The sequence below is a fragment of the Mesorhizobium sp. M2A.F.Ca.ET.067.02.1.1 genome (genome assembly GCF_004023285.1).
In the GTDB taxonomy this organism is placed as follows: Bacteria; Pseudomonadota; Alphaproteobacteria; order Rhizobiales; family Rhizobiaceae; genus Mesorhizobium.
Map to the genome: position 1 here is coordinate 1 of NZ_RZSB01001136.1, position 1,267 is coordinate 1,267.

Below are 1,267 nucleotides of genomic sequence, written 5' to 3' on the forward strand. Positions count from 1 at the left end.
GCTCGTGCCCCTGCCAACCGATCTTGTGCCAGAGCTCTTCCGGCAGCGGCTCGGTGACGATCTGCGCGCTGTTGAGCGCCAGCCAGGTCCGTTCTTCCCCTGGGATGCCGGCCGTGAACCCTTCGGTGGCGCGGATGATGGTTTCGGCCCGCACCGTGCCGCGGTCCGTGGCCACGATGCCCTTGGCAATGGCGGTGACCGTTGTCTTCTCATAGATGGAAACGCCGAGACGCTCGACCGCCGCCGCGAGCCCGCGCACCAGCTTGGCCGGCTGCACGCGCGCCTGGCCGCGGATGACGAAGCCACCCATGACATTGCGGATGTTGATGCGCGCCCGTGTCGCCTCGGCGTCAAGCAGCTCGATCCGTTCGGGATCGGCATCCCAGGAGCGGGTCGTCTCGCATTCCTCGCGCACGCGCTCCAGCTGCGCCGGATTGGTGGCGACCGTCAGATTGTCGACGCGGCGGATATCGGCATCGATGCCCTCTTCCGTCGCCACCCGGATGACCTCGTCGACGCAGCCGGCCATCGCCTGCTGCATGGCGGTGACGCCCGGGCGTGTCGAGGTCTTCAGATATTTCTCGCGCGACCAGCCGAAACCGCCCGACAGCCAGCCGCCATTGCGCCCCGAGGCGCCGAAGCCGGCGAACTCCCGTTCGACGAGCACGATGCGCAGCGATGGCTTCGCCTTCTTCAGATAGTAGGCCGTCCAAAGCCCGGTATAGCCCGCGCCGACGATCGCGACATCCGCCTCGATGTCGCCTGGCAAAGGCGGACACGGCGCGGGGATGCCGCCCAGATCCGCATACCAGAACGAGATGTCGCCGTTGCGCTTGACTTGCATGGGATGGCTTCCAGGAGTGACGTCTTAGAGACCGTTTCGAAATTCGCTTCGGCGAGTCATATGGTGGTGGTTTCGAGAACCGGAGCGGAGCGGACATTCGGGTCCGTGAGCACCGGAAGCGCAGAAAACGCCATCAGATGGCCGGCGGAGTGGATTTCCAAACGGCCTCTTATTGGCCGGGCTGTCGATCGGGTCAACCTTCGCCCGACAGATCGCGCCGCGCCTTGTCGAGCTCCTCGGCATAGCGGCGCATCAGATGGCTTTCGGTGAGCAGGCCAAGGACGATGCGCTCATCAAAATCCTCCACCACCGCCAGTTCTTCGGCGCCGGTGCGCTGGAACGTCTCGGCCGCGGTCTGGACATTCATCGAGGGCACCAGCACGGCGTCCTTGAACTGGGCCAGCGCGCTCACCGGCGTATCGC

2 protein-coding genes are annotated in these 1,267 nt (G+C 65.6%); both read right to left on the bottom strand.

Translation table 11 applies throughout. The features are described 5' to 3' along the window. A partial coding sequence (locus EOA28_RS36150; RefSeq protein ID WP_128315862.1) for an FAD-dependent oxidoreductase occupies positions 1–844 on the bottom strand: 844 nt, incomplete at its 3' end. A gap of 193 nt (positions 845–1,037) precedes the next feature. Then, a partial coding sequence (locus EOA28_RS36155) for a CBS domain-containing protein (RefSeq protein WP_348633453.1) occupies positions 1,038–1,267 on the bottom strand: 230 nt, incomplete at its 5' end.